This window comes from Bacillus sp. THAF10, assembly GCF_009363695.1.
GTDB lineage: Bacteria > Bacillota > Bacilli > Bacillales > Bacillaceae_I > Sutcliffiella_A.
The window spans coordinates 1,360,863-1,385,123 of record NZ_CP045403.1; the positions used below are offsets into that span (position 1 = coordinate 1,360,863).

At 37.5% G+C, this 24,261-nt stretch carries 25 protein-coding genes and 1 pseudogene; 14 read left to right on the top strand and 12 right to left on the bottom strand.

Features of this window, described 5'->3' with window-relative positions:
- Window position 1: 1 nt before the first annotated feature.
- Complete coding sequence (locus FIU87_RS07195; protein ID WP_152443954.1) at window positions 2-913, top strand: type II secretion system F family protein; 912 nt, start codon at window positions 2-4, stop codon at window positions 911-913.
- Here FIU87_RS07195 and FIU87_RS21370 read toward each other — a convergent pair.
- From FIU87_RS21370 to FIU87_RS07205, 3 genes and pseudogenes are all read right to left on the bottom strand, one after another.
- A pseudogene (locus tag FIU87_RS21370) lies at window positions 898-1,114 on the bottom strand (hypothetical protein). The gene FIU87_RS07195 and the pseudogene FIU87_RS21370 overlap by 16 nt on opposite strands.
- 125 nt (window positions 1,115-1,239) lie before the next feature.
- On the bottom strand, window positions 1,240-2,268 hold the full coding sequence (splB, locus tag FIU87_RS07200) for a spore photoproduct lyase (protein ID WP_152443955.1): 1,029 nt from the start codon (window positions 2,266-2,268) through the stop codon (window positions 1,240-1,242).
- 11 nt (window positions 2,269-2,279) lie between these two features.
- Window positions 2,280-2,537, bottom strand: a complete 258-nt coding sequence (locus FIU87_RS07205; protein WP_152446456.1) for a transcriptional regulator SplA domain-containing protein — start codon at window positions 2,535-2,537, stop codon at window positions 2,280-2,282.
- 134 nt (window positions 2,538-2,671) lie between these two features.
- Here FIU87_RS07205 and FIU87_RS07210 point away from each other — a divergent pair, with 134 nt between their 5' ends.
- The 4 genes from FIU87_RS07210 (at window position 2,672) to FIU87_RS07225 (ending at window position 6,889) form a co-directional block, all read left to right on the top strand.
- Window positions 2,672-3,979 carry an FAD-dependent oxidoreductase gene (locus tag FIU87_RS07210; protein WP_152443956.1) on the top strand — a complete coding sequence of 436 codons (1,308 nt, stop codon included), beginning with the start codon at window positions 2,672-2,674 and terminating at the stop codon, window positions 3,977-3,979.
- Complete coding sequence (locus FIU87_RS07215) at window positions 3,976-4,962, top strand: class I SAM-dependent methyltransferase (RefSeq protein WP_152443957.1); 987 nt, start codon at window positions 3,976-3,978, stop codon at window positions 4,960-4,962. Before FIU87_RS07210 ends, FIU87_RS07215 begins: the two co-directional genes overlap by 4 nt.
- Before the next feature lie 235 nt (window positions 4,963-5,197).
- Window positions 5,198-6,085: a 3D domain-containing protein gene (locus FIU87_RS07220; protein ID WP_152443958.1), complete on the top strand. Its 888-nt coding sequence runs from the start codon at window positions 5,198-5,200 to the stop codon at window positions 6,083-6,085.
- Between the two features lie 126 nt (window positions 6,086-6,211).
- Window positions 6,212-6,889, top strand: a complete 678-nt coding sequence (locus tag FIU87_RS07225) for a phosphatase PAP2 family protein (RefSeq protein ID WP_152443959.1) — start codon at window positions 6,212-6,214, stop codon at window positions 6,887-6,889.
- A gap of 52 nt (window positions 6,890-6,941) precedes the next feature.
- Here the strand turns inward: FIU87_RS07225 and FIU87_RS07230 are convergent, their stop codons facing one another.
- Window positions 6,942-7,538 (bottom strand): hypothetical protein, encoded by a 597-nt coding sequence (locus FIU87_RS07230; protein ID WP_152443960.1) that lies wholly within the window; start codon window positions 7,536-7,538, stop codon window positions 6,942-6,944.
- Between the two features lie 142 nt (window positions 7,539-7,680).
- Here FIU87_RS07230 and FIU87_RS07235 point away from each other — a divergent pair, with 142 nt between their 5' ends.
- The 5 genes from FIU87_RS07235 to FIU87_RS07255 all read left to right on the top strand — a co-directional run bounded on the left by FIU87_RS07235 (window position 7,681) and on the right by FIU87_RS07255 (window position 11,355).
- Window positions 7,681-8,223: a hypothetical protein gene (locus FIU87_RS07235; protein ID WP_216647558.1), complete on the top strand. Its 543-nt coding sequence runs from the start codon at window positions 7,681-7,683 to the stop codon at window positions 8,221-8,223.
- Window positions 8,224-8,340: 117 nt separating this feature from the next.
- Window positions 8,341-8,568 (top strand): hypothetical protein, encoded by a 228-nt coding sequence (locus FIU87_RS07240; RefSeq protein ID WP_152443962.1) that lies wholly within the window; start codon window positions 8,341-8,343, stop codon window positions 8,566-8,568.
- A gap of 88 nt (window positions 8,569-8,656) precedes the next feature.
- Window positions 8,657-9,928, top strand: a complete 1,272-nt coding sequence (gene kynU / locus FIU87_RS07245) for a kynureninase (RefSeq protein WP_152443963.1) — start codon at window positions 8,657-8,659, stop codon at window positions 9,926-9,928.
- A gap of 14 nt (window positions 9,929-9,942) precedes the next feature.
- Window positions 9,943-10,563 (top strand): arylformamidase, encoded by a 621-nt coding sequence (gene kynB / locus FIU87_RS07250; RefSeq protein WP_152443964.1) that lies wholly within the window; start codon window positions 9,943-9,945, stop codon window positions 10,561-10,563.
- 69 nt (window positions 10,564-10,632) lie between these two features.
- The gene (locus FIU87_RS07255) at window positions 10,633-11,355 is read left to right on the top strand and encodes an alpha/beta fold hydrolase (protein ID WP_172970987.1); all 723 of its coding nucleotides are present in this window, start codon (window positions 10,633-10,635) and stop codon (window positions 11,353-11,355) included.
- A 13-nt stretch (window positions 11,356-11,368) separates the two neighbouring features.
- Here FIU87_RS07255 and FIU87_RS07260 read toward each other — a convergent pair whose 3' ends face one another.
- The 4 genes from FIU87_RS07260 to FIU87_RS07275 form a co-directional block, all read right to left on the bottom strand.
- Window positions 11,369-12,508, bottom strand: coding sequence for a Ger(x)C family spore germination protein (locus FIU87_RS07260; protein WP_152443966.1), 1,140 nt, complete (start codon window positions 12,506-12,508; stop codon window positions 11,369-11,371).
- Complete coding sequence (locus FIU87_RS07265; RefSeq protein WP_152443967.1) at window positions 12,492-13,604, bottom strand: GerAB/ArcD/ProY family transporter; 1,113 nt, start codon at window positions 13,602-13,604, stop codon at window positions 12,492-12,494. The genes FIU87_RS07260 and FIU87_RS07265 overlap by 17 nt, the downstream gene beginning before the upstream one ends.
- 12 nt (window positions 13,605-13,616) lie before the next feature.
- Window positions 13,617-15,056, bottom strand: a complete 1,440-nt coding sequence (locus FIU87_RS07270) for a spore germination protein (protein WP_152443968.1) — start codon at window positions 15,054-15,056, stop codon at window positions 13,617-13,619.
- A gap of 121 nt (window positions 15,057-15,177) precedes the next feature.
- Window positions 15,178-16,320, bottom strand: a complete 1,143-nt coding sequence (locus FIU87_RS07275; RefSeq protein WP_152443969.1) for a mechanosensitive ion channel family protein — start codon at window positions 16,318-16,320, stop codon at window positions 15,178-15,180.
- Window positions 16,321-16,622: 302 nt separating this feature from the next.
- Between FIU87_RS07275 and FIU87_RS07280 the strand changes: the two genes are divergently transcribed.
- Entirely contained in the window at window positions 16,623-17,027 is a 405-nt protein-coding gene (locus tag FIU87_RS07280) for a DUF4183 domain-containing protein (protein ID WP_253905533.1), read from the top strand.
- Window positions 17,028-17,071: 44 nt separating this feature from the next.
- Here FIU87_RS07280 and FIU87_RS07285 read toward each other — a convergent pair whose 3' ends face one another.
- The 4 genes from FIU87_RS07285 to FIU87_RS07300 form a co-directional block, all read right to left on the bottom strand.
- Window positions 17,072-17,455 carry a DUF4183 domain-containing protein gene (locus FIU87_RS07285; RefSeq protein ID WP_152443970.1) on the bottom strand — a complete coding sequence of 128 codons (384 nt, stop codon included), beginning with the start codon at window positions 17,453-17,455 and terminating at the stop codon, window positions 17,072-17,074.
- Between the two features lie 81 nt (window positions 17,456-17,536).
- Window positions 17,537-17,824, bottom strand: coding sequence for a hypothetical protein (locus FIU87_RS07290; RefSeq protein WP_152443971.1), 288 nt, complete (start codon window positions 17,822-17,824; stop codon window positions 17,537-17,539).
- Window positions 17,825-17,864: 40 nt separating this feature from the next.
- Window positions 17,865-19,703 (bottom strand): DNA ligase D, encoded by a 1,839-nt coding sequence (locus FIU87_RS07295; protein ID WP_152443972.1) that lies wholly within the window; start codon window positions 19,701-19,703, stop codon window positions 17,865-17,867.
- A 52-nt stretch (window positions 19,704-19,755) separates the two neighbouring features.
- The gene (locus FIU87_RS07300) at window positions 19,756-20,652 is read right to left on the bottom strand and encodes a non-homologous end joining protein Ku (RefSeq protein WP_152443973.1); all 897 of its coding nucleotides are present in this window, start codon (window positions 20,650-20,652) and stop codon (window positions 19,756-19,758) included.
- Between the two features lie 139 nt (window positions 20,653-20,791).
- On the opposite strand from FIU87_RS07300, the gene FIU87_RS07305 reads away from it, so the two are divergent.
- The 3 genes from FIU87_RS07305 (at window position 20,792) to FIU87_RS07315 (ending at window position 24,231) form a co-directional block, all read left to right on the top strand.
- On the top strand, window positions 20,792-21,880 hold the full coding sequence (locus tag FIU87_RS07305) for an SDR family oxidoreductase (protein WP_152443974.1): 1,089 nt from the start codon (window positions 20,792-20,794) through the stop codon (window positions 21,878-21,880).
- Window positions 21,881-22,292: 412 nt separating this feature from the next.
- Window positions 22,293-23,075, top strand: coding sequence for an RNA polymerase sigma factor SigI (sigI, locus tag FIU87_RS07310; RefSeq protein ID WP_152443975.1), 783 nt, complete (start codon window positions 22,293-22,295; stop codon window positions 23,073-23,075).
- Window positions 23,044-24,231 carry an anti-sigma factor domain-containing protein gene (locus FIU87_RS07315; protein ID WP_152443976.1) on the top strand — a complete coding sequence of 396 codons (1,188 nt, stop codon included), beginning with the start codon at window positions 23,044-23,046 and terminating at the stop codon, window positions 24,229-24,231. The genes sigI and FIU87_RS07315 overlap by 32 nt, the downstream gene beginning before the upstream one ends.
- Window positions 24,232-24,261 lie beyond the last annotated feature (30 nt).

Consider the following 24,261-nt stretch of genomic DNA (forward strand, 5'->3'; position numbering starts at 1 on the left):
CATGGGAAACCTATTGTTGGTTGCATTAACGTTTATGACGATGACTTTACTAGCCCTGGCTATTTCCATGACCATTTTCCGCTCTTCCCTTGCGATGGAAAGAAGAGTCCAAACCTTTCTTCCACTGTCTAATTTACAGCTGAAAAATGGTGGTAAAAAAGAAGGAGATTTATTTGTTATTCTAAAGAATCGCGCAAGATTATGGATTAAGAAGGCAATGAAGGAATCAACTAAGATTAATCTTGAAAAAAGGCTGGAAGAAGCGGGAAGGCCAAACGGCTGGAGTCCTGCAGATTTTATGCTTATTCAATTCACATTTAGCACATCGCTATTTTTTCTATCGTTATTTCTTTTTGTACCAGGAGCAGAATCATTTAGTTCTGTCCTTTTCCTGTCGATAGTATTATGTTTATTTGGTCTGTTCATTCCAAACTTTATGTTAAGTGTAAAAATCAAAAAACGAATGAAACAAATTGATCGAATGATGCCAGACTTCTTTGATCTCCTAAATTTATCAATGGAAGCTGGAATGGGATTGGATGCATCCTTTCAGAAGGTTTCCAAAACCTTGGCTGGTCCACTTTCAGATGAGTTTATGAAGATGATGGAAGATATGAGCCTTGGTAAATCAAGAAAAGAGGCGTATATGTTACTTCGGGAACGAGTGAAGATTCCTGTCTTTCAACAAGCCATCACTTCATTAATACAGGCCGATCAATTGGGGATGGGTCTATCCAAAACGGTTAGTATTCTTACAACAAGAATAAGGGAACAAAGGGTGTTTAATGCACGTGAACAAGCGATGAAAGCACCGGTTAAGATGGTCTTTCCTTTAATCTTTCTTATTTTCCCAGCCATCTTTATTGTTTTACTCGGCCCGATGGTAATTTATTTAATTCAAAGGGGTTTATAAGCTGATAAGTTGAGGCTGAAACAAAACTTAAAAACACGAACTAAAAGACGAACAATATTAATGCCGGCATTAAATACCGCTATTGATTTCCGTGCAAGACTTCGCTTTCCGCGGGTGACCCGTGAGCCTCCTCTGCTTCGCCTGCGGGGTCTCACTTTGGCCACTTCTTCCGCAGGAGTCTACGTCTTGCACTCCAATCAACCGCTGGTGTCATCTAAGAAGTAAAAGTATATTTTAATACTAAAAAAACCGAACTGATTTGGTCAAATACTCCAATCAGTTCGGTTTTTACTTGTGCTAAAACACTTTTGTCCCAGCCTCTTTATTTAAGTAAAATACTCAATGCGTGCCTGAGGAAAATAGGAATGAATATAGTCAGAAAGTGTATCCTTTATTTCTGTGGCTTCATCCTTTGTATACACATACTTTCCTATTCCGTAACGACCCCATTTGTATTGTCTTTTTGCTTCATCTAATTCAAGCTTAGTCATCGGATAATTTTGCTGAATCACTCGTTTAGCAGGTTTAGTGAAACGATGCTGTATTAACTCAAACGTCAAATCCTCTGTTGCTTTGGCTGGAAGCTTGTCATAAAGCTTTTGGAACAAGGTTTTGTATCCTTCCTCCCACCCCTCATGTAAATAAATGGGTGCTACAATAAATCCAAGCGGATAGTCAGCATCTGCTACCTTTTTGGCTGCTTCAATTCGCAAATCTAGAGAAGATGTTCCAGGCTCAAAATTCTTTATTACGTAGTCGGCATTTACACTAAACCTAAATCTTGTTTTGCCCTGATGATCAGCATCTAACAAATGATCAACATGATGAAATTTCGTTACAAATCTCAATAAACCGTGCTCAGATTTGCCAAAATACTCAATTGCCTTTTTTAGGGAATGAGTGAGATGATCAATACCGACAATATCAGACGTACACGAAGCTTCAAATCTGGTAATTTCCGGTGCCCTTTCGGCCATGTATTTTTCGGCCGCATCAAAAATTTCATCTAAATTAACATAGGTACGAATATAAGGTTTACTCCCCATCGTTGTTTGCAGATAGCAATAGTGACAGTGCCCCATGCACCCGGTTGCAAAAGGGATCGCATATTCAGCAGAAGGCTTGGAGGAATCAAACTTCAATGTTTTTCTTACTCCAACCACGAGGGTTGATTTAGCGGTTCGGTACTTTTGAAAGTCATTATCTCCAGGTAAATTTCGTATTTGATTGTGCGAGGTTGTTTCGCGAATTTCTAGCCCCATTCCTTCGAATTTCTTCTTCAATTCCCGTCCAAGTGGATACTCTAGTGCGCGAGGCTCAATAAATACTAGCTGAGGAACAAAAGGTTTCATCAAATTCTCCTCTCTTAATCATAAGTTGGACCGAAATAATCGTTATACAATGCTTCGGCTTCGTCTAATGAGGTGAAAAATACAAACTCATCTGATAATGGATAGTAGGTATCATAAAGAAACATCGCTAATTTTCCTCCATCATAAGGATTTGAGACAATACTAGCTTGTTGAATGGTAGCCACATTTTGCGTATGTGGGTTTCGGTAAAATAAATAAATCGTATCTCCTTCTTGTAATGAAGAAGCATTCCCTTCAGGATATATGTCCACTACGTTCACCTACTTTTCTTTATTCCATACTAGTTTTAAGTACATAGTAAAAATTATCCGTGAGAAATTATGGAGAGTTCGAAAGTTTTGCTTTTATCATTTAGTGGAATGAAATGGGTAGGTGGTGAATGGACATGAAAACGAATGTATTAGTCATCGGAGGTGGAGTTGGGGGACTTGCGGTCGCGCTAAAACTGGCAAAATGCGGAGTTGGAGTGACTGTTGTTGAGCAAGTAAAAGGGAGCCCACATATGTACAAAGGAGAACTTGTACAGCCAAAAACAATCGCGATTTTTAAAAGAATGGATATACTTGATAAAATCCTTGAAAATGGACACAAAATAAATAAAATTGATTTAGTCGAAAAAGATAAAACCCAAAAAAACATCCCTTCCATGAGCTACAACATCCTACCAGAACCATATAACTATGCCCTGATGATACCTCATGAAACGTTAAAAAAAATTATGTTACAGGAAGCTTTAAAGTATCCGTCTTTTAAATACATTCAACCTGCTCGATTCATTGGCTTTGAAGATAAAAAAGCGGTAGTAAAGATTAATAAAGAAGAAACACACATACAAGCGGATTATTTCATTGGCGCAGAAGGACGGAAATCGAAAGTCAGAGAATCTCTGGATATTTCTATGAAAGAAAAGAAATATGATCACCATTTTCTCACGGTAACTTTTCCAAGACCTGATCATTTATTAGAGGGTAAAATCATCTCTACCGATGACACCTTTCTTGGACTATTTCCGCTACCTAATAAATTGGTTAGAACGGTTTATCTTATCCCAAAAGGGTCATATAAGAAGATGGTGCAGGAAGGGATTGACTCATTTTATAGAAGGTACTTGGAATTATGTCCAGAGCTTGATGGATATGTTCAACAGGTGGATTCATGGAAGAAGATTCAACTAATGATCCCCGTTCATTATCATACAGCTAGTTATTTTAAGGGAAATGTCGCATTGCTCGGAGATGCGGCTCACAGTGTTCATCCTATGGCGGGAGAAGGTATGAATCTTGCTATTCAGGATGGAGATGTTTTAGGAGAACTACTATGTTGGATGTATGACCAGAGCAATCTTGATTCCTCACATTTAACCTATTATGAAATGGTTAGAAAACCGCGTGTTAAATATGTGCTTAAACTAAGTCATCTCTCGGCTCTTGCCTATTCTAAACCTTTAAAAAACTTTGTTTCTTGGAGAAGCAAAGTGTTGCATCAACTAACAAATGATCCTATTCTTCACAGAAAGCATATGCTTAATATTTCAGGACTTGGAATCTGGAAGGAATCGATTGTTGATAGAGCCATCCAATCTGGTGTTGTTCCAAAAAGGAAAAAAAGCAAAGGTGACGGTTTAGATATTGACCATCTATATACAGAAAAAGATGATTATCCATGGAGAACAGAAGGAGGAACAGGTAGATGATTGGTGAATACTTAAGGCTTTTTAAAGCAAGGGGATATATGAAAAGAAATCTTCCTTTTTTATATAGCTGGCATGCTTATGTGGGGTATGAGTTAGACCTGTATGAAGCATTTAAAAAACCTAAAACTGTCACAGAGGTTGCAAAAGAAAAAGAGCTCCAAGAAGAGTTGCTCAAAAGGTGGGTGGAAGTTGGGGGTGTGATTGGATATTTAAAAGAAAAATCAAAGCAACGGTATCAGACGGTAAAAAAATTTATGGTACCCTCCAGTAAACAAAATCCTAGGTCTACAGGAATACTGTTAAAAGAAATGATGGAATTACATATTCCAACATTGATAAAATATCCGAAAATGATGACTACCGATAAAAAAGAAGTCTTTAATCAAAAGGAACATGGAATGGTGGTTGCTCAGACTTCTTCGTTATTAGAGAAGCTGGCTATACCAAGGGTGATGAAAGTGATGAAACAAACTAAGCCGAAAACAGTAATCGACGTTGGATGTGGCAGCGGTGGATATTTGCTACAGCTTTCACAGAAATTCCCGAAAATGAAAATGATGGGTATAGAATTGAATGAAGAAGTCGCAAAAGAAGCAATGAAGAATTGCAAAAACCAAGATCAAATTGAAATAATTTGTGCAGATGTTCATCGTTGGTCACCATCGCAAAAAATCGATTTTGTGATGCTTAATAATATTCTTCATTATATCTCTCCAGATGATAGAGAAGACCTTTTCAAAAAAATAAGTGAATGGATTCCAAATAATGGGGTGCTTTCTGTAGTCACTCCCATTCATCACTCTAAGCACGGTGGACAATTCTCCAGTGTTTTTAATAGTTTTTTTACTGCTTTTGAGAACCTCTTCCCATTGCCATCAGAAAATGAATTAGCTTTACTTGCTAAGGCAGCAAACCTAAAGCTCGAAAAAATTCAACCTGTCATAAAAGAAGGTGGCTGGTATCAAATTACTTTTAGAAAATAGAAGGAAAGCTAAACTTGAAATTTGTTCAAGTTTAGCTTTTTTTGGTTAGAAAATCCTTTGTTAGAATAGTTTTCCTTAACCTTCTATATTAAGGAAAACCCGTAACAGTACTTTAATCTAGCCGTTATCTCTGTAACGAAAATGTTATTCTACTGTTCTTTGAATCTAGTTCAAACATGTTATGATGATAGTCAGTGAGTCAAATACATAGGCAATGCTATAGGAGGTAGTTACTATGAAAAAGACCATGGTTTCCTTGGTTACAGCAGCGGCCCTTGCAGGTACTTTTAGCTTAGGTTCCAATGCCTCTGCTGCAGAAGTAACAGTAAAGAAAGGCGACACGCTTTGGGATATCGCCAAAGCAAACAATATAACAGTGGATGAGATAAAAGAGTGGAACGGATTATCTAATAACGTTATTCACCCTCAAGATCAGTTGAAAGTTGCCCTTTCTGAACGCTACAAAATTGAAAAAGGTGATACACTATGGGGAATTTCACAAAACTATGATGGTGTAAACTTTCAAAAACTTGCTGAGTGGAATGAGATTCCAAATCCAGATTTAATTTATGCTGGAGATGAAATTGTTATCTATACTGCTGGAAACGCAGATGCAGTAGAAACTCCTGTTAAAGAAGAAGCGCCAGCAGAAGAAGCACCAGCTGAGGAAAAACCAGCAGAAGAGGCTCCAGTAGAGGAGGAGCCAGCTGAGGAAGCGCCAGCAGAAGAAGCGTCAGCAGAAGAAGCACCAGCTGAGGAAGCGCCAGCAGAAGAAAAGCCAGCTGAGGAAGCACCAGCAGAAGAGGAAGACAATGCTGGAGAGCCGGAAGTAGCGCAAGAGCTGACAATGTCTGCAACTGCGTATACAGCAACTTGTGAAGGGTGCTCAGGTATTACATCTACTGGAATTAACTTATTAGAAAATCCTGATATGAAAGTAATTTCTGTAGACCCAGATGTTATCCCATTAGGCTCTAAAGTATGGGTAGAAGGCTACGGTGAAGCAATTGCCGGAGATACTGGTGGAGCTATCAAAGGTAACAGAATTGATATCTTTATTCCAGACAAGCAAGATGCAATCGATTTTGGAGTGCAAGAAGTACAAGTGAAAGTTTATAAATAATACGAATGAATGTAGGAGACCACTCGCTTTGGGTGGTCTCTTATATTTGTGGCAAAAGGTTTATGAGTAAGAGAACGTGGAATACAGGAAAAGAGGGAACTGGACAAACTAAAATGGGAGATTTCAATGGATAAAAGACATGTGATGATAAAATACAAGCCTATCCTTTTACCGAGCTTTCTTGTTTTATTGGGACTATGTTTTATGTTTACGGCAGGAGGGCTGTTTGCAGAACTTGCAGAGGATGTGCTGGAAAAAGAAAAGTTCCTCCTGGACGAAATAACCATCCATTATTTTGAAACAATCGAGAATAACACTCTAACATCGTTATTTACCATCATTACTGAGTTAGGTTCTATTTGGGTTATCAGCACTCTTACTATTGTGGTAGCCTTGTTTCTTTGGTTAAAAAAACATGATCGTATTCATGCGCTGTTTATCGTCATTGCCTCAGCTGGGGGTGGACTTTTTGTCGTAGTTTTAAAATATTTCTTTCAGCGCGAGCGGCCTACCATTGCAATGGAATACGATGGGAGCGGCTATAGCTTTCCAAGTGGACATGCATTAGGAAGCTTTATTCTGTATGGATTTATTGTTTATTTACTTGCTAAAGAGCAGAAACAATGGAAGTTGCGACTCCTTTTCATTGTGTTACTTTCCCTATTAATTTTAAGTATTGGCCTCAGTAGAGTGTATCTTACTGTTCATTATCCGACAGATATTTTAGCAGGCTATTCCTTAGGGTTGATTTGGTTATTGTCGTGCATTTTTGCTGCTCAGCTATGGAAGCTGCTTCGACAATAGGAAACAAAATAATAACAACAAAGAAAAATAGGACGGTAAATTTAGAGCCGTCCTATTTCATTGCGTCTTCTACCTCTTTATGAAATTTTTCTCTTAGAATTTCTCCATCCTGTGTACCGTATTCCTTTTGAAGAACGGGAATTAATCTCTCATAAAGAACGGTTTGGTGATACAAGTCTTTATCGTATTCATGGTTTAATTGTTTAACAGTTAACCCTAACGCTTCAGCATAGGCGCGCTGCTGAGGGAATTCATGTTGGTCTGGTCCATTTGAAATCCATTCATCAAGTTCCGCATCTGAAATACTAATGTTGTATTTTTCTTCAGAAACCTCCTCAAGTGCCTCGTAATAGCTTTTAGCATATTCTGCTTGCTTTGTTGCCTCTTCTTTTGTTAAATCCCGTTTATTCGTTAGTTTTTCGTCTCCAAGGGCGCGGATTACCCATTTTTCCAACCCATTATCAACATTCATGCTTTTCCCGCGCTGAACAACATCTTCAAAAATATATTTATATTCATTATAAGAAAGGTCCAACCCTTGAAACAATCCATCTAAAGGTCCGCCTTCATTACTTTCTTCTTGTTGTTGACAGCCTATTAACATAATGAAAATACAGACGATAATAATGGTATAAAGTAATTTTTTCATGAGATCACCTAATGTTTTTCTTTTATGTTACCAATTTATCAATGTATGAGCAAAAAATACGAAAACTGTTCAGGTGAAGAATGATGATAAGAGGCATCTTTTATGGGAGTGAAGCGATTTGCTAAAGGCTATCATGGCGATAATGAGTTTTTCTATAGTAGGAATTATTGGGTACCACTATGTGGATTTTGTAGATGAAGGATCTCTATTTTCCTCTACTACTCTTGCATCTGTACAGGAGATAGAGCATCTTGAGTATGAAGAATCCGTCATTTTTCAAGAAAACAAAGAAAATCAAACATTGGAAGTCTTGTCTCTCCAACACAAATATTTGAATAATGTGACTGGTTGGGGAGGAGCAGATACTGTAGACCTTCGAAACCTAAAAACTTCAGATGAATGGAAGGAATTAAAATCATCTGTCAATTGGATGAAAACAGAAGGATTTGGTCCCTCAAAAGTTCGAAATGATATGGAAAACGCAAATGCATTGATGATTCTTGTCGAGAGAGAGGATGACCGGACAGCATTGAAGTATTTACATCGCATTTTTCATGACCTGGATGTGACATTAAATGAGGTAACGGAGGATGAAGGGGAAACGAATATTTGGGGAGTAACCCAAGCACTCGGGAATAACCGAGAAATCAGAAGAATCAACAACTATTTAAAGCAAAATTTTTAGAAATAGATTACCTTGCAGAAAATTCAAATAATTTGGCGTGGATACAAGGATTTTTGACTGATTATGTAGAAGTATATTACGTAGCGAAGTGAAAGGAGAGAAGGAGGAATCCCCATCGTGAAAATCACAGAGTTTATGGGTAATAAAGTCTGTACAGTGATGATGGAGTCAGCAGGATATAAGGTGAAAATTGAGTTTATGTATACTGAATTGCATCCAGAAATTCTTGACTATAGTTTCCGAATTAGTGGTAATCCTTCCTTGCATACACGTAATAATTTAAATGAAGAAGCAGAAAAGAAAATGAATGTTTTGTTTCAGCAATTAACCCAGCATGTCAGTTAAGAGACCCTTTTTCGGGGTCTTTTTTTCTTGCACGCTGTCCTCTTTCTCAGAAAAATGAGATAATAAAGACTGTAAAGGGGGATGAAGGATGACAATAAATTTAGAGTGTATACAAAAATGGGATCGAGACGATTCCCTAAAATCTTACAGAAATGAGTTTTACATAAATGAAGGCACTATCTATATGGATGGTAACTCACTAGGTCTTTTATCTAGAAGAGCGGAACAATCCCTTCTTCAGTTTCTAGAATCATGGAAAAAACATGGTATTGATGGTTGGACCAGTGGTGAGGAGCCATGGTTCTATTTTGCTGAAAAGCTAGGAAAGTGGAGTGCACCGCTTGTTGGGGCAAAAGCGGAAGAGGTAGTTGTAACAGGTTCTACGACAACGAATCTCCATCAATTGCTAGCCACTTTTTATCAACCAGAAGGCAAAAGAACCAAGATTGTTGCAGACGAATTAAACTTTCCATCGGATATATATGCGATTCAAAGCATGTTAAAGCTTAAAGGGTTTGATCCCAAAGATCATCTAGTCAGCGTGAAGAGCCGTGACGGCTATACCATTTCTGAAGAAGACATTTTTTCAAGCTTAATGGAGGATGTTGCCCTCCTTATATTACCGACTGTTTTGTATCGTAGTGGCCAATTACTAGCAATCGAAAGAATTACAAAAGCAGCCCATGAAAAAGGGATACTCGTAGGATGGGATGGTTGTCATTCTGTTGGCGCAATCCCTCACAAATTTCATGACTGGGAAGTTGATTTTGCGTATTGGTGTAATTATAAATACCTCAATAGCGGCCCAGGTGGAGTAGGTGCATTATTTGTTCATGAAAAACATTTTGATAAATTGCCAGGTCTTACTGGTTGGTTTGGTTCAGACAAGCAAAAACAGTTTGACATGGACCACACCTTTACTAAAGCAAGTGGGAGTGGGGCATATCAAATTGGCACACCGCACATTTTTAGCATGGCCCCGTTATTAGGGTCATTAGAGATATTTGAAGAGGCGGGAATTGAAAATATCCGGAAAAAATCGTTGCATCAAACCAGTGTGTTCATGGAACTAATTCAACAAGAGTTATCAGGATACCAATTCCACATCGTAAATCCTAGAGAAGATGCTTCTCGAGGGGGACATGTAAGCCTTATGCACCCGGAAGCTGCAAGAATATGTAAAGCACTAAAGGAGCATGGTGTGGTACCTGACTATAGAAAACCTAACATCATTCGGTTAGCACCTGTTGCCCTGTATTCTACCTACGCTGATGTCTATAACACTGTACAAATATTAAAGGATATTATGACAAATAAAAAATATGAGAAATTTTCAAATGAGCGGGAAGTTGTTGCATAAGAAAGGAGCACGTGATGAAAATAATTGATATTTCGCGAACACTTGATAAGAATACGCCCACCTGGCCAGGAGACACCCCTTTTTCTTATCATGTTAAGTGGTCAAAGCAACATACAGGTTCTGTAAATGTCGGCAGTATCAATATGAGTGTCCATACTGCCACTCATGTGGATGCACCATTTCACTTTGCAGAGGATGGAGAGAAGCTGGAAGAGATCCCTTTAGAGGCCTTTGTTGGTGAAGCAGTGGTAATCGATGTGAGTAACCAGAAGGCTTTTAGTTTAGAAAATATGAAAGCTAAGCTCGCTCCTCATCAAGGGAGAAGAATTCTTTTTAAGACAAATGCTTGGGAGCATGACGATGTTTTTCCTGATACCATTCCAACGCTAGATAAAGAGGTAGTGGAATTCTTGAAAAAATTAGAAATTCCACTTATTGGTCTTGACCTGCCAAGTGTGGATGTTCTGGACAGTAAGGATTTACTCATTCACCATACCCTGCATGAAGCGAGTATATTTATTTTAGAAGGGCTCCAACTCGCACATGTAGAAGAGGGGATGTATCAATTAGTGGCACTTCCGCTTAAAATAAGTGGCTCAGATGGTAGTCCTGTTCGGGCAGTCTTGTTAAAGTAACTGCCAAAATTTGCTTTCTTTCTCTCGTTTTCATAAAATAGACCTAATCCACACAGATGAGGGATGAAAATGAAAAAGTGGCAAAAATACAGTCTTGTTACGATTGGTATCGTTTTTAGTGTTGTAGCAGTTGCTTGTTTAATTTTATGGGCAACGCCTTACAAATTAGTGAATAAGGAAAGCTTGGAATCAAATGACAAAGTTTCAGTGAGTGAAAACAGCGGCTGGATTACATTTTATCCAAAAGAGGATACAGATGAAGCCGGGGTGATTTTTTATCCCGGCGGAAGAGTGGAAGCAGCTGCATACGCACCGATAGGAATGAGGGTTGCGGAGAAAGGGGTACCATTTATCATTGCAAAAATGCCCTTACATCTTGCAGTTTTAAGCTCTAATAAAGCTGACAAGATTTTTAAACAGTTCGATGACAGAGAATGGGTCCTAGCTGGTCATTCCCTAGGCGGGGCAATGGCAGCTCGATATGTTAAGAAAAATCCTGATAAGGTTGCTGGGCTTATTTTGATGGCTGCCTATCCTTCCGAAGAGGATGATTTGAGCGATTTTAAAGGAGAGGTCCTTACTCTTGAGGGACAGCTTGATGGTGTAATTGAAAAGGAGTATCTAACCGACGCCTTTGAACGCTTGCCAGTTCAAACAAATACGATCATCATCCAAGGGGGAAATCATTCGCAATTTGGGGATTATGGCCTTCAAAAGGGAGATAATGAAGCGAAAGTTTCAAAAGAAGAGCAGTGGGATAGGATCGCAGAAATGATTGTGAGGAGCTTTTAAGGCTCCTCTTTTTCTAATTTATTATTCCGGTACCAATAATTTTCACACTAACGGATGGATTTATTTTTACAGATGGATACACTTCTCTCCACTTTATTTTTTTCCAATCTTTATAGTTGTGTACTCTTAATTCTTGCCCAATCCCTAGCACATCGCTCTCTGCATCTTGTATAAGCCTAATAACCTCTTTCGCTTTATCCTCTAGTTGCTTTGCCGCTTTTTCTTCTAACCCTTTAATTTCCTTTTTATCCACTACGCCATCCCTAGGGTATTCTACCATCGAAGTAGAAAAATGAAGCGTGATGTCTACTGTAATATCAGTTGGAGAAAGTACTGTAGTGTTAATCTCTCTTTTAACTTTATTTATTCTTAGTGCCAAATAACGGTTTCTTATGTTTTCTTCTTCTGGATGTATCAACAAATTTACCTCTGCTATTTTCCCCTTTTTGTTCATTAACATCAGTAGTGACATGGATTGTTCTTCATCTAGCTGTACCCCTGTATATGCCTTCTCTTTAAATAAACCCATGCCTAAAACTTCAATATCATTCGACTCAATTTTTTTTATAACCGGCAAGGAAAAGTCGACATCTGGATCAAACATAATAGGGCAAACCGTTTGAATGGAGTGGTTTTCCACAATCGTGTTGTTTTCAGCGGTTTGAAGAATATCTGTGATTGCTTCTGTTAAGAGCGTTTCTTTTACTGTTTTCATTTTAATAATATCCTCTGATTTTCCGTCCGTTATCATTAACATTGCTCCTAGGGGAGACTTGGGATCGCGGTACATGATATCGAGAATAGAATAAATGTCCTCTTTTGCCAAATCAGCTCCCATCATAAATGCCCTTGTTTTACTAGGTGAAAATTCACCCGGAATTCTTCTATCTAGAGATAATCTCGTATCTCTCAATGTAACGCCTTCTCCTTTAATTACTGCAATTGTTGCCTCTCCTGGTTTTCCACCGATACTAAGTTTTTTCGTTTCTCTTACGGCGATATGAGAAACAACTTCTCCATTGTTTCCTTTATCAAAGCCAATGGTAAAAACTAGTTTTAAGTCCTTTAACAGTCTTTGATCCCAGCATCCAGTCAACAAAACCACAGAAAGAATAGTCATCATGAAACAATAAAGCTTACGACGGTGAGACATTATGATCCTTCTCCTTCCTAACTAATTTTCTAATCATGCCAATAAGTAAGAGGAGTAATGGTAAACCAAAAGCAAACCAAAGGACAACATTTTGAAACACTTGTCCGATTTCGTCTACTAAAAATTGGTCACGTAAAAAGAAGCTAGATAAAAATATTGGGATAACAATGATAAACACAAATGGGGAGTGGGTATCTCGTTTAAAAAGCTCTTTAAGGCCTACACTAGCCTGAAAAAGGTAGATGATAAAAGTATTGGTCATCGGTATCACCCATATGGAAAGAAAAATCAAGTCAAGGCGCTCTAATACTTCAAAGGAGATGGCCTTTAACATATAGAGAACAGGCTCTGGAACAAGAGGCAATTCTTCTGGACTAAAATATATGAGGCTTGTAAATACAAGAAACGTATAAATAGCCATGGTGGTTAGGTTTGCTAAACTCATCGTTTTTAGTGTCTTCTTTTTGTCCGATACGCAAAAATAAATAACAAGAAGCACTTCAAAACCGGCCAAAGCAATTAAGACTTCTTTCATGCCAATAAAAATATCCAACCAACTCGTTTGCTTTATCGGGAGAATATAGTTGATATTTACGTCTTGGTAAACAGTCAGTACAAGAATAATAAAGAAGATGATAATCCCTGTAGATAGGCTGAAAAAACGGGCAATCATCAAAATATTATCAGTGGCTAAATAAACTGCAACGATAATAATGAACAAATAGATTACCCAATAAGGCGTGAGAGGTAATATCCACTTGGTTATTAATTCAGTTTGTAAAACAGCTACAAGGCTTGCTAGGGCTGTAAAATAAAGAATGTAGGCAAGGGTGAGTATATTACCAACAAACTTACCCAGTAAAGCACGTAATGTTTGAAAAAGATTTTTTTCTGGGAACATGCGCGCAAGTTTTACTATGATGAAAATCCATATTTGTAAAACAAACCCTGCAAGTATAGTGGATATCCATCCGTCTCCTTTTGCAGTAGTATGGACAGCAAAAGGTAAGGAAAGGACTCCAACTCCAATTTGTGTTTGAATTATAAGGAAAAATAGTTGTCCTTGACTGATACTTCTTTCCATTACCTTTTGCATCGTTTAGTCCCGTTATCCTTTCGTTTTTCGTCTCTTCTTTGGTTGCGTATCTCTTGGTCTGAGAGTAAATGTTGGAGCAGGTGCCCTGATTATTGTGTCTTTTAATTCATTCCATGACAAAGTACTAAGTGGCGAGAAATAAGGGGTTCCAAACGATTCCAGTTTGCACAAATGAATTAGTACATACATTAAAAAGAAGCTGATTCCAATAAAACCAAGCATTGATGCAAGCAACATGAAAGGAAAGCCGAGAAGCCTTATGGCAGATCCCATTTCCGTTATAGGAACAATAAAAGAGGAGATAGCAGTTATAGCGACAACAATAATCATTGTATTAGATACAAGATTCGCTTCTACTACGGCTGTCCCGATTACAAGACCACCAACCACACCAATCGTTTGTGAAATCCGACTTGGAAGTCTTAATGATGCCTCTCTTAATATTTCAAGCGTGATTTGCATGGCAAAAGCCTCAATTAAAGGTGGATAAGGCACATATTCAAGTGATGACTTAATGGAAAATACTATTTCTGTTGGTAAAATTTCATAGTGAAAAGATACAATTGCAATATATAGTGCTGGTAGCATGACAGTAATTAAAAAACCAAAAATACGAAGAAAACGAATGAATGATCCGAAGTAGGGCCTGTTGTTATAATCATCAGGTGATTGAAAAAAGGTAAAGAAGGTGGATGGGGCAATCAATGCACCTGGGCTACTATCAGCTATGATGGCCACTCTCCCATCCATAAGATTGGCAGCTGTTCGATCTGCACGTTCTGTGCTTAACATGGTTGGAAATATGGAAGTATTTGAACTGATAAATTCTTCTAAATGCCCAGGGGCCATCACATAGTCTATATCTATACTCAATAACTTCTCCTGGATTTTTTGTACGGTCGATGTATTAGCAATATGGTCTAAATAAATCATTGCAACTTTTGTGTTGGATTCTGTCCCTATTGTAAAGTACTTTATCTTTAGTTTAGGGTTTTGGAGCCGCTTGCGAATAAGAGAAATGTTAGTGGAAAGTGACTCAATAAAACCATCATGAGAACCACGAATTACCCCCTCAGATGCTGGTTCTTTTATGCTTCGCGATTCAAAAGCGGCAGCCTCAAACACTAAGAGTAAATCAGTTCCCCTCTTAAGTAACACACAGTTTCCGTTTAATAGGCGACTAGTAATTTCTTTCACACTATTAGATTCAGTGACGAAGGTTTCTGTCCTTTTACTTTTTTCATCAGAGCTATTCATTATGTGAAGAGGTTTAATCACGCGTTGTTCTATTGTCTTCTTATCAACAATAGATTCTATGTATACTAAGAATGCGTCTTCTCCGTTAATTGGTGTATAGTCTATGATAAAGTCCTCAGAATAAACAAATACCTCCCTAAGCTGTAAGAGATTTTCTTCTAAGCTATTTGTAAAAACTAAGGTCTCTTTATCCATGAAACATACACCTCCTCTTCTAAGCTTTATTCTCCTTTAGGTAGGTGGTAATTATTCATTTACTGGGTAATGTTTTGCCCATCAAAAGGCTCAAAAAAAAAGCACAACCCTTTTGCTAGGGTTATGCTCTCTCACGTTCTCTTGATCCACTATATTCTTTTACTTTTTCTTCATCTTTGCTATTTTCAAAATGCAATGTACGTGTTGGGAATGCCACAACGACATTTTCTTCTTCTAGTATTTCCATGATTTTGAAGTTAATATCCTCTTTCACTTGAAGATACTCGCTCCACATTACAGATTTTGTGAAGAAATATAAAAATATATCTAAGCTGCTAGCACCAAAGGTATCAAAGCGAACCATGATGGTTTCTTGGTCAATATCAACATGACTGCGGAGGAGATTTTCGATTCTGCGAACAACTCTCTCCAGGCTTGCCCTTGATGTATCATATTGCACTCCAAGTTTAAATGTGATTTGTCGTTTCCCCATTTTTGACCAGTTCGTAATCGGTTCGTTAGAAAGCGTGGAATTCGGAACGGTTACGACGGCCTGTGCGAAAGTGCGAATTTGCGTGCTTCGGAAGGTAATATCCTCAACAACCCCTTCTACACTAGGTGTTTTAATCCAATCTCCAATAGTAAATGGCTTTTCGGTAACAATAATGACTCCACCTAACAAATTCTTGATGGATTCCTGAGCAGCCAAAGCAAACGCTAAACCTCCAAGCCCCAACCCAGCAACAATTCCACCAACATCGTATTCCCACACACTAAGGATTATACTAATAGATAGTGCAAGGAGGATAAACCGCAGCACTTTAGTAACAAAAGGCATGACGATTTTGTCCACTTCTACTTCGAGACGATGTGTAAGGTTAGAAAATAAATTGGATGAATAAGGAATAAAGTTATATAAACCCCAAGAAACCAATCCAATGACAACAGAGCGCATAATTCTACCTAATGTTACAGGCTCCATTATGGAAAAAGGTGCTGCTTTTAAAGCAAAGAATAAACCTAGAATAACAAAAAACATCCGAACAGGTTTGTTAAAAGAAAGAACAATATACGTAAATAAGTCAGTCGGTGTCTTTTGAGAAATTGCCAAAATTCCTTTGAAAAAATACTTCGTAAAGAGTTTTCTCCATAACAGGAATAACAGGAGAATAACCAGTGCTCCTCCAAGGTCAATCCAAAAGCCCATGTCTGTCCAAAAATCTGCAGTAGCAAAATCCATGAACCCATTTATAATATCATTCAAAATGGAAACCTCCTATGAGCAGTGAATTCTATCATAAAAGCTCTTTTCAAAAAGATTGTTGCTTTTAACCAGAAAAGTCCGCTTTATGACTTTTTCCAATCTTAGAGCTAAGAAAAATTACCACGTGTATAAAACTTCTCCAAGAAAGAGCACGACACCAACGTTGATGACGGGTGTCTTAAAGATACGCAGTAGCAACAAACTTTGTGATAACAGCCATCATAAAACATAATATTACTATGGAATAGATAATAATTCAATGAATAACAAAGGAGGGAGAAAAATATAGTTATACATAGAAAATGAATTTCTTTAAAGAGGGGATGCGTGTGGAGAACGATAAGAACAAACATGTCATTCATACAAAGAAGGTGTTTGATAAACGACATGTGACGACAGGTATCCAAATTCAAGTACCAGTGACTGTTGAAAGAAAAATAGCAGATGTAGAGACGTATCAATATAATGCCATTGCAGCAGGTGAAAAAAGGATATATACAAGTAAAGATGAGTTAACGGAATATGGTTCTAAAGGTATTCTTAGTTCAGAGGAATATTCCTATGCAAATCTCTTTGTCAATGGTGTTTTACAACCGTGTGTCACCTATGCTCTTGAAAAAGATAAGCTAGAACTGAAAACAGAGGACGTCCCACTCCCAGGCTCTCCGATTATCATTCAATTTATTACCATTTATAACAACAAGTAAAAAAGGGTTCTCCCTTGTTGTTGGTGAAGAACCCTTATGTTACTTTATGTGGTTATCGTTGTATTCACTGATGGACTGTAGTTAGCAACTTCTAGTACGATTGGAGTATTACTTAAAATCGGATCAGACCCTGCAGGTACAGCAATATCTAAAGATCCCGTAAGTGGTGCGCCAGGAGTATAGGTTGATACAGCTTCCATTTGCAACACCCCATTAACATAGACATTAAAGTAGCTATTATTTGTCGTTAGTACTGGAAGAGCGGTAGCCGCAGCACCTGTATCATCAAAGAAATCACCTGTATCGATAGATAAGGTATTACCTGCAGTTGTGTCAGCAGTCGTTACATAAAAAAACCTAGTAATAGTAGGATCTACTCCAACAGTCGAGTTTGCAACAATATGCAATTTCATTAATTGAAGGGCCATACTTTCACCTCCATTCTACTGCTATTGTATGTAAGTAGAGGGAAAGTGCAGTGGACAAGAGTATATGGGGAGGTCATTAATTTAAGAAATATCTTGCTTATCTAAAAAGGCATGTTCTTTCGCTTGAAGAAGCAGGGTATTTTTTAGACTTGCAAGATAGAAAGGGGAAATCATACTACTAATGTCTTGCCAAGATGAAAGATTTGGTCGGTATACAATCATTTTTGCGACATCCAAAGAATGTTTTTGTAAAAACAACCGATATTTCCTAAATTCAGCAGGTTCTGTTTCATCCATAAATTCAATGATAATGCTATCTTCCATTTCAACAATTGGAGGGACGATGACAAAGGCTTGCACATCCATCACCTTTCTTTTTTACGTCCATCCTTCCCAATCATGTATGAATCTATACCTTATCTTTCCCATTCAAAAAAGTGAGTACATCACGAAATGTTTGAGCATTAGCGACAGTCCAATAATCTCTGAAGGGATTCATTTTGTTATTTATTCGATCCATCACAGAAAAGATCGTAAATGCCTCAGGAAGTAACTCCTCTTTTACTTCTTCCCAATACAAAGGGGTTGCCACTGTAGGTAAGACATTTTCTCGCAAGGAATAAGGCGCAACGATGGTTTTTCCTGCTGCATGCTGGATATAGTCTAAATACACTCTTTTTCCCCTGTTTTTCTTTAAGCGCTCGATTGTAAATTGCTCTGGGTAACTTTTTACAAGATAGGAAGCGATAAACTCTGTGAATCTACGGGTTTCCTCATACGTAAATTTGTTTTCAGGAAGAGGGATATATACCTGGAGACCTTTTCTACCAGAAGTTTTCACAAATGAGGAAAGCTTTAGGGTGTCAAAAATCTCTTTCATTTTTAGTGCCCCGATAACGGCAAGAGAAAAGTAATCTTGAGAAGGTGGATCAAGATCAAAGACAATTTCTGATGGATTCGTAAAGTCTATCGTTTGATATGGTACGTGAAATTCTAGTGCGAGCTGATTGCCGAGCCAAATCAACGTGTCTAAATTATTGCATAGAGTATAGAGGTTCCCCTCATACTCATCCGTTTGAACAAAGGAAGGTGCATAATCTGGAGTGTTTTTTTGATAAAAGCTTTCTCCATTCATTCCATGTGGAAAGCGAATAACGGTCAAGTGCCTATTTTTAATAAAAGGAAGCAGAAGGGGAGAGCATTCTAAAAGAAAATGCAGGTAATCCTGCTTTGTGACGAGTGGCTTGTCCCAAAGCGGCTTTTTTGGATTAGTAATGACAACATTTGGAGGTAATTCCTGCAAAAACAATGAAGAAAACAAACACTCTCCTACGTTAAAGTCAAAACGAAATTGTTTAAATTCTGGATGTCTTAATTTACCTTGATAGAGCTCTAAGTAATTGAGATCGACACATATTCCAGGCGAGAGATAAAGAAAGTTTGTATCCTCCTTCATCCTATTGTTTCTGATCACCTTTAAAAGAGCCTTTCTCTCTTCTGAAGAAAGCCCATGTGAAAACAATCCCACATTTATGATGGTGCCTTCCTCATTAAACACTCCAACATGAAAATAACCATTTCCTTTTTCATAAGAAGTAATGAAGCAAGTTGCTACTTTAAAATTTTTCACTTTAATCCATTCTCCCGAGCGTTTTCCGAAATGATACGTACTGTTTTTTCTTTTAGATACCAAACCCTCTCCATTCATACTTTGCACGCTATTCCATAAAAATTCTACCTCATCATAATATGGAAGATACTGCACTCTTAACTCTGATGTAGGGGAAGGTTTAAGTGGTAAGTCAGAATCGCTTAAGAGCCTTCGTAAATGTTCTTTTCGTTTTACGTAGGATTGCTCTACTGTTGAATTCCCTGCATCTTCAAGAAGGTCAAACACTAATAGAGTTGCTGGGGCTGTCAAGGAAAGTTCTGTGATTTTATTAGCCGTTTTGGTTTTCCCCCGTTTTTGAAGTGTTTCAAAATCAGCTTTCTTTGAGGACAAAAGAATGGTTAATTCTCCATCGAGTATTATAGGGAGACGATGCTTTAGAGTTGGTTTCAGGTTATTTAGAAAGTCAACCACTTCTGGAAATGTTTGGTTTAATGATCTTCCGTTCCTGCTTTGTAAAAGGATGTTTGCTTCAGTGATAATAGCAATACAACGATACCCATCATACTTCACTTCATGTAGCCATTCACTACCTTCTGGTGCTTGCTGGTGCTGAGTGGCAAGCATCGGCTTGATCATTTTCAATCCTCCCAATCTTTAATTAATAAATCGCAGAAAACATCTAACCAAATTAGCTAGATGCTTTCTTTTTCTTTGTGGTTTTCTTTTTTGGTGTTGCTGAAGAAGCTGCTTTTTCCTTTGGTTGACCTTTTTCTTGAGCATTTTTTTTCTTTACAGTTTTTTGGCCTTGATCTTTCGTTCGTTCAATACTAGCTTGGAGCGCACTCATTAAATCCACAATATTATCATTGTCTGCCTTTTCTGTTGGAGTGGTCGTTCCTTCTTTTCTATTCACTTTTTCATGAACTAAACGGAGGACTGCTTCCCGATAGTCATCATGATATTTCTCTGGGTCAAACTCAGTTGTAAGTTGATCAATTAGCGTGATGGCTGTTTGTAATTCTTTTTCTGCTACTTTTTTTCTTTCCGGAACACCAGGGACATCTGTGGTGCTTCTTACTTCATCAGGATAGTGAACAGTCTCCATTACTAAACAATCTTTGTACACCCGAACAATTGCTAGCTGTTGCTTGGAGCGAATGGTGATTTCCGCTACTCCAATCTTGTTAGAACTTTCTAATGCTTCTCGAAGTAAAGAATACGCCTTACTGCCATTCTCACCTGGTCCCAAAAAATAAGAGCGGTTAAAGTAAATAGGATCTATATCCTCTAGCTTGACAAAATCAATGATTTTAACACTTTTATCCTCGTGCTCTTCTTTAAGTTCTTTTAATTCTTTTTCGTCAAGAATGACAAATTTTCCCTTTATATATTCGATCCCTTTTACGAGATCTTCCTGTTTTACTTCTTTATCACAGTTTGGACAGATTTTTTCATATTTAATAGGACTGTGGCATTCTTTATGAAGTGTACGTAACTTAATGTCCTTGTCCTCAGTTGCCGAGAACATTTTGATTGGTATATTCACAAGTCCAAAGCTGATGGAACCCTTCCACATTGTGTGCATGTTATATCACCTGAATTTTCTAAATAGTATAATAAAAGCCTCTGTTCAGCAGCTTGTTTGTAGTTTATCCTTAATGTAAAAGTTAAGCATTACTATTTTTGGAAAGTTAAAAGTGTATGTTAGAAAAGGAGTGGTAAGGGTGAATGGTTATTTCTTTACGGGTTTTCCTGGTTTTATTTGTCAACAGTTAGTGCATGAATTGTTAGAGACAAGAAAGGATATTCATCATCTTTTTCTTTTGGTACTTCCTACACAAAAAAATATCTCCGCTTCGCTTATTCAAAAGTTAAAAAGTGCCTATCCAAATACTAGCTTTCACCTTATAGAAGGAGATATTACCAAGCAAAATTTAAACTTAAATAACGAGGATCATTTGCTGATACGCGAAAACGTTCAATATGTTTTCCATTTGGCCGCTATTTATGATTTAGCAGTAAAAAAAGAAATTGCTACCCATGTAAATGTTAATGGTACCCAACAAGTAGTAAATTTACTGCCATCATTGCCTTATCTAAAACGATTTGTGTATTTTAGTACAGCGTACGTTGCAGGAAAGAGAGGAGGAACGATTTTTGAACGTGAACTTGTTCATCAAGAAGGCTTTAAAAATCATTATGAAGAAACGAAATATTTAGCGGAAATAATTGTTAATCAAGCAAAGAATAACCTCCCTGTAACGATTATCCGACCTGGCATAGTAAAAGGACATAGCCTCACAGGAGCGACTATTAAGTTCGATGGACCATACCTGATGTTGAATTTTTTAGATCATTTACGGTTTCTTCCTGTCATTCCGCATCTTGGGAAGGGAGAAGCAGAGTTTAATGTGGTACCGATTGATTATATTGTAAAAAGTACGTGCTATCTTACCCATTCTGAGGCAGCACTAGGAAAAACGTTGCATCTAACGAATCCCCATCCTATTACTATGAGAGAGGCTTATAGTGTTCTGATGGAAAAACTGTTAAAACGAGCTCCGAGAGGTTCTCTTCCATTGCAAATGGCTAAATTGTTTTTACAGGTACCAAGTGCACGAAAGTGGTTGAGAGTGGAAAAAGAGGCATTAGATTATTTTACTTGGAGGGGAAGCTTTGATTGTTCTGAAGCACAGAATATCCTAAAGGATGGAGGAATTGTTTGTCCTCGTTTTATAGATACGGCGGAAACGATGGTTAAATATTATGTAGAACATAAGGATGATAACGTAAAGCATATTCATATAAGCTAACTTTTTTTAGGGTTACTAAAGAATTAGTGGAGCATGATGAATTGGGTAATTAGAAGTATTCTAAAATTATTTTTTGACTCTCCCCCGCAAAAATTGAAACATTCACGTAACATTTAAGTGACTAGTCAATAACAAAGGGACAAAAAGTAAGGGAGGATTAATAAATTCACCTAAATAAACATGTTTTTCAAGCAAATTCTGATTCACTAAATTTACTTCAATGAAATCCTTTTATTAATATTTGTAATTTTTTTACATCCACACAAGCCTTAACAGGTTTTTACATTGACATTTTATAGATAAAAGTACACCTTTATATATAGATAGGTGACTTTTTCTATGCATGAAAAAGCCTCCTTCTTAATACATGCTTATATTACTTGAATTTTTTTATATATAAGCAAGAGGAGAGGTGAAGCCGGTGCTGAGCCTACTTTTTAAATTTGGCAAACAACGCACAAAGACTCTTGAAGATGAAGTGCTGGAAATACAAGCTGGCAATATAAACTTACAAAATAAATTGATTGATAAATACAAACCCTTTATTGCGAAAAGTGTATCAACTGTGTGTAAACGATATATTAGTGAAGCAGACGACGAATTCAGTATTGGTTTGATTGCTTTTAATGAAGCCATTGAAAAGTACTCTAAAGATAAAGGGAGCTCGCTTATTTCTTTTGCAGACTTAATTATTAAACGAAGAGTGATTGACTATATTCGTAAAGAGAGTAAGAATGCAACCATTACGATGTCAGAGCAGGACGTGGAACAAGATGATTATGCCTCCAATCGCATTGAGGCAACTTTGTCTGTGGAAGAATTTAATAAGCAAATCGAACAAGAGCAACGCAGAGAAGAGATTCGGTATTATCAAACTGTTTTAAAGGATTTTGGATTAAGTTTTGCAGACCTTATTGAGTGCTCTCCAAAACATGCAGATGCTAGGCAAAATGCTATTGAGGTTGCCAATACCCTTATTCAAGAAACGGAATTAAAAAATCATCTATTTGAAAAAAAGATGATACCAATGAAGCAGTTAGAAGGGATGGTTGACGTTAGCAGAAAAACAATTGAGCGCAACCGTAAATATATCATCGCTGTTTCGATTATATTATCGGGGGATTATATATATTTGAAAGATTATTTAAAAGGGGCGATTACGAGTGAAAAAAGGGATTGTGCTCGAAGTTCATGACGAAGATGTCACTATTCTGACCCCTGAGGGCGAATTTTTAAAATCAAGAAAACAAAAGGGGCATGTCGATATAGGGGAAGAAATAACGTTTTTCCCACTTCATCAAACAGAGAAAAGCAGAATGAAAAAAGTTCATTCTATTTTAATTTCAAGATGGACAATGATTGTAGCAGCAGCAATTATTATCCTCGCACTTTCATTTTATCCAAGATATGTGAGTAACCAGGTTTATGCTTATATATCAGTGGATGTAAACCCAAGTATTGAATTAGGGGTCAATAAAAAAATGGAAGTTATCTCTATGGAAGCTTATAATGATGAAGGCAGGAAAATCATTGAACAACTTGTTGAATGGAAGAAACAAGATATTTCGAAGGTTACAACGGACTTGTTTGATGTTATCCGGCAACAAGGGTATTTCAAAGAGAACAGAGAGGTATTAATCGCTTCTCTTATCAATAATGAAACAAAATCGAGTTGGAAAACGGAAATGCAAGGGAAAATCACCGCATTATCTGAAACCATTAAAACGGAAAACGTTAATATAACTACGATGGAATCCACTTTAAATAAAAGAACAGATGCCTTAAAAGAAGGACTTTCTCCTGGTAAGTTTATTCAAAAAGAAAAAGAACAGGAGACTGTGGATAGTGTAGATACCTCAAAGCGGGAGGTTATTCCAACAACACAGGTGAAGGCAAAGCCATCAGGTGTTAACATTGATGCGCCTAAATCAGAAAAAACATCTGAAATAGTCTCGAAAGCAGGCGCTGAAAAAGCTCTAAAAGCAGAACAAAAGGAAAAGAAGAAAGATCGAAAAGAAGCACGGGTAAATGAAAAAGCAAAACGCAAAACCGAGCGGAACGAAAAGAAAGCAGAGCGTAAAATGGAGCGGAACGAAAAGAAAGAAGAACGTAAAACGGAGCGGAACGAAAAGAAAGAAGAGCGTAAAACGGAGCGGAACGAAAAGAAAGAAGAGCGCAAAGCGGAACGGAAAGAAAAGAAAGAAGAGCGCAAAGCGGAAAGAAAAGAACGTCGACAAGATCGAAAAGAAGATAGAGAGCATATTATAAATGAGCGTAAAAAAGACTTGAAGAAAAAAGAAAATGAAGTAAGACAAAACATCAAGCTGGAAAAAGAACTCTGGCATCATTAAGCAGCAATTATTTACAATTATTCTACCATC